The organism is Actinosynnema sp. NPDC059797 (assembly GCF_042732085.1).
Taxonomy (GTDB): domain Bacteria; phylum Actinomycetota; class Actinomycetes; order Mycobacteriales; family Pseudonocardiaceae; genus Actinosynnema.
Genome location: NZ_JBHWIE010000499.1, coordinates 1 through 4236, shown reverse-complemented (window position 1 = coordinate 4236; position 4236 = coordinate 1). Strand labels below are relative to the sequence as shown.

Annotated in this window: 4 protein-coding genes and 1 pseudogene; all 5 read left to right on the top strand. The window is 75.6% G+C overall.

Annotated features, from left to right (window positions below):
* Nucleotides 1–220 precede the first annotated feature (220 nt).
* Nucleotides 221–715 carry a SigE family RNA polymerase sigma factor gene (locus tag ACFV4N_RS40505; RefSeq protein WP_499677996.1) on the top strand — a complete coding sequence of 165 codons (495 nt, stop codon included), beginning with the start codon at nt 221–223 and terminating at the stop codon, nt 713–715.
* Entirely contained in the window at nt 715–1665 is a 951-nt protein-coding gene (locus tag ACFV4N_RS40500; protein WP_499677995.1) for a hypothetical protein, read from the top strand. The genes ACFV4N_RS40505 and ACFV4N_RS40500 overlap by 1 nt, the downstream gene beginning before the upstream one ends.
* A 125-nt stretch (nt 1666–1790) precedes the next feature.
* Nucleotides 1791–2615: a hypothetical protein gene (locus ACFV4N_RS40495; RefSeq protein ID WP_499677994.1), complete on the top strand. Its 825-nt coding sequence runs from the start codon at nt 1791–1793 to the stop codon at nt 2613–2615.
* A complete protein-coding gene (locus ACFV4N_RS40490) occupies nt 2612–3556 on the top strand; it encodes a polysaccharide deacetylase family protein (RefSeq protein ID WP_499677993.1) in 945 nt (314 codons plus the stop codon). The genes ACFV4N_RS40495 and ACFV4N_RS40490 overlap by 4 nt, the downstream gene beginning before the upstream one ends.
* Nucleotides 3553–4236: pseudogene (locus tag ACFV4N_RS40485) on the top strand (hypothetical protein); the annotation flags it as partial. The gene ACFV4N_RS40490 and the pseudogene ACFV4N_RS40485, both read left to right, overlap by 4 nt.

Sequence of the window (4236 nt, the reverse complement as noted above, 5' to 3'; positions counted from 1 at the left end):
ACACCTCCCTGGCCAGCAGCTCGTTGACGCGGCCGGTCCAGACCTGGTCGCGCTCGCGGTAGAAGGTCTCCCAGAACTCCTCGGTGGTGGTCATGACCCCGATCCTCCGGACGGGCCCGCGCTGGTGACAACAAAAGTTGCCGAACCGGCAACTGTCGGACGGGTGCAACCCGTGGCGCCCGGACCGCGTAGGAGTGGTGACCGACAGGAGGGGCCGGTAGTGCGACGCGATGACGAGTTCGCCGAGTTCTTCGCGAGCCGGTTCGACCAGGCACGCCGCACGGCGCACGCGCTGTGCGGCAACTGGGGCGAGGCGGAGGAGATCGCGCAACACGCGTTCGTGCGCGTGTACGCGAACTGGTCCCGGGTGCGCCGGGACAGCGCGGAGGCGTACTTGCGCACCGTGGTGACCAGGCTCTTCCTGGACGGCAGGCGGCGGTGGCGCAAGCGCGAGCAGGTGGTGGCCGAACCGCCGGAGGTCGCCGTGCCGCCGGGCACCGACGCCGCCGACGAACGACCGCCGCTGCTGGCCGCCCTGCAGCGGGTGCCGCCGCGGCAGCGGGCCGTGCTCGTGCTGCGGTACGTCCACGACCTGTCGGTCGAGCAGGTGGCCGAGGCGCTGCGGTGCTCGACGGGCACGGTGAAGAGCCAGACCGCGCGCGGTTTGAAGACGCTCCGCGAGGCGTATCGCGGCGTGACCCCGGGGAGTGCGTGATGTGGAGGGACAGCGACGAGCTGAGCCGGGCCCTGAAGTCCGAAGTGGACGGACCGGCGCCGCCCGCGCGGGCCGACCTGGCGGACGTGGTCCGGCGCGGCAGGCGGCGGCTGCTGGTCCGCCGGGCGGGCGCGGTGGCCGGGGCGCTGGTGGCGGTCGGCGTGGTCGGCGTCGGCACGGTGGCGCTGGGCGGCCTGGCGGGCGGCCCGACCGACCCGGCCGACGGGTCGCGCACGTCGCCGCCCGCCCCCTCCGCCCGGCCGCTGCTGACGACGATGGACATCGACGCCCGCACCCCCTACGGCACCTTCACCCCGGCGTGGACCGCGCCGCCGCCGCCCGGGCGCGAGATCCTGTCGATCCCCCAGTGCGACCTGGGCGTGCTCGACGACGTGGCCACGAAGTGGTCGATGCCCCACCCGCCACCGGGCGTGCTGAACGCGTGGGCGACCGCCGTCCGCGAGGTCGTGTCACCCGCCCAGGTGAGCGAACCGCACGCGCACACCTTCCCGGCCAACAAGGCCAAGCACCCCGAGTCGGTCGACGGGCACACCCGCTGGATCGACGTGACCGACGACGGGGGCACCGGCAGCGTGTGGCTGAGGGTCGGCCGCACGCCCCTCGCGCCGCTCGCCGCGGCCGACGACGAGGTGTTCGCCGTGGGCAACTGCAACCCGCCGCGCCGCGCGGTGCTCGACAACGGCGCGGTGGTCCAGCTCTACGAGGTGCGGGTGAGCGAGCCGTTCCAGTCGTTGGACCTGGAGCTGCGCGTCTACGCGCCGTCGGGTGACGTCTACGCGATCTCCGCGGCGAACTACGGCAGCCCGGACTTCGCGCCGCAGGCGGACCGGCGGGCGTTCAACCGGACCGGCGCGGGCCGGGAGACGCTGCCGCTGAGCGAGGACCAGCTCGTCCGGATCGGGTGGGCGGTCGCCGAGTCCGTGTCCTGAGGATGTCGTTGTGTAACCAGGGAGTTCACTCGCTCGTGTAATCGCCCATCGCTCGAAAGAGAAGGCGTTTCCCGCACCTTACGCTGCCCCTCCGACATCGGATCGCCCCGCTGGGGAAGGGTCGCGTGACTGGTTACCTCGAACTCGCCGCGTCCGCGGTGATGTACGCGCTGGGCGTGGTCGCCCAGTCGGTCGCCTCCCGGCGCGCCGCCGACGACCTCGGCGGACCCGGGCTGCTCGCCCGGCTGGCGCGCGACCGCCTGTACCTGCTGGGCTTCGCCGGGCAGCTCGCCGGTTTCGCGCTGGCCTTCTTCGCCCGCGCCGAGCTGCCGCTCTACCTGGTGCAGGCCGGGTCGTCGTGCGCGGTCGGCCTGGCCACCCTGTTCGGCGTCCTCGTGCTCGGCTGGCGGGTGCGGCGCGTCGAACTCGCCGTGCTCGCGGTGATGGCGCTGGGGCTCGTGCTGCTGGTGGCGGCCGCGACGCCGTCCACCGCGCACGACCTGCCGCCGCTCGCCGCGTTCGTCCTCTTCGGACTCCCGCTGGCGCTGCTCGCCGCGGTCCAGCGCAAGGTGCGCGCCGCGGTGCCGCTGGCCGCGCTCGCCGGGCTCGCGTTCGCCGTGGTCGCGATCACCAGCCGCACCATCGCCGACGAGCCGGTGCTCGCCCTGCCGCTGAACGCGCTGTCCTGGCTCATGGTCGTGGCCGCCCTGGTCGGCCAGTCCTACCTGGCCCTGGGCCTGCGCCGCGGCTCGGCCACCTCGACCGCCGCCACCATGGACGCCACCACCGTCGTGGTCACCTCGGTGGTCGGCATCGCCGCCCTCGGCGACCGCGTCGTGCCCGGCCGCGAGTGGTGGGTCGTGCTCGGCGTCGGGCTGGTCGTGACCGGCGTCCTGCTGCTCGGCTCCGCCGACCGGCTCGCCCCGAGCCCCGTGCGGGTGACCGGATGAGCACCGCCAGCGTCTCGCTGGACCTGGACAACCTCTGGGCCTACCTGAAGACCCACGGCGACCCCGCGTGGGAGCGCCGGCCCAGCTTCCTGCGCACCGCCGTGCCCCGGCTGCTGGAGGTCTTCGGCGCGCACGGCCTCACCACGACCGTGTTCGTGGTGGGCGCGGACGCCGAGCGCGACGACGGCGCCGAGGCCGTGGCCGCCATCGCCGCCGCAGGCCACGAGGTCGCCAACCACTCCTACGGGCACGAGCCCTGGCTGCACCGCTACTCGCGGGCCGAGCTGGCGACCGAGCTGGCCCGCGCCGAGGACGCGATCACCGCCGCGGGCGCGCCCCGGCCCAGGGGCTTCCGCGGCCCCGGCTACAGCGTCACCCGCGACCTGCTGGAGCTGCTGGCCGAACGCGGCTACGACTACGACGCCAGCACCCTGCCCACGTGGATCGGCCCGCTGGCCCGCGCCTACCACAACCGCACCGCGCCGGGCGGCGGCGACCGCGACCTGTTCGGCGGCTTCGGCCGCGTCCGCGCGCCCAACGCCGCCTACCGCTGGCGCGTCGGCGCGGGCCTGGTCGAGCTGCCGGTGACCACGATGCCGCTGCTGCGCGTGCCCATCCACGGCTCCTACCTGCTCCAGCTGCACCAGCTCTCGCCCCGCCTGGCCCGCGGCTACTTCACCACCGCGGTGCGGCTGTGCCGGGCGCGCGGGGTGCAGCCCTCGCTGCTGCTGCACCCCACCGACGTGCTGGGCGCGACCGAGGCGCCGGGCATGGAGTTCTTCCCCGGGATGGCGGTGCCGGGCGCGCGCAAGGTCGAGTTCCTGGGCTGGGTGCTCGACGCGCTGCGCCGCCGCTTCGACGTGGTGGGCACCGGGGAGCACGTGCGCCGCCTGGCGGCCCTGCCCGACCGCGACACCGGACTGCTGGCGCGGTCCGGATGACCGAGCCGCGCACGCCCGGCGCCCCGACCCCCGGGATCCTCGCGGTCGAACCCCCGGCACCCGGCTCCCCGGGGACCGGTCCGCCGGCCGCCCTCCCGCTGCGGGCCCTGGCGTGCGCGACCGCCTTCGCCGCGCCGCTGGAGGGCTACCTGCTCCAGTGGCACGACCAGCTGGCCAAGCTGCCGCCCGCCCTGCTGGTCCTCGCCTGGGTCGCCGTCCGCGTCCGCCAGCGGTCGCTCCCCGCGCCGCACCCCGTCCACGCCGTGCTCGCGCTGCTGACCGTGGTGCTGCTGGCGTCCTCCGCGCTGCACGCCGGTGGCGCCTACACGATCGACTACACCCTCCGCTGGCTGCCGTTCCTGCTGGTCACCGCCGTGCTGGTGGACGTGGCGGCACGGGAGGCGACCCCGCGGCAGGTGCTGGGCGCGGCGGTCGCGGGCGCGGTCGTGGCGGCGGCGGGCGCGCTGCACAGCCTGTTCGTGGAGGGGGCGACCCGCGCGAGCGGCCCGCTGGAGGACCCCAACGACCTGGCCTACTTCCTCGTCGCCGCCCTGCCGCTGCTGGTCGCGCTGCGACCCCGGCCCGGCGGTCGGACCCCGGCGCCCGGACCGCGACCCCGGTGGGCGGCCGACACCGGGCTCGCCCTGGCCGCCGCGGTCCTCGTCGCGGGCGCGGCGGCC

Bases quoted from the DNA above. Each gene is read 5' to 3' on its own strand.
- ACFV4N_RS40490 (WP_499677993.1), top strand. From the start codon at position 2,612: ATGAGCACCGCCAGCGTCTCGCTGGACCTGGACAACCTCTGGGCCTAC.
- ACFV4N_RS40500 (WP_499677995.1), top strand. From the start codon at position 715: ATGTGGAGGGACAGCGACGAGCTGAGCCGGGCCCTGAAGTCCGAAGTG.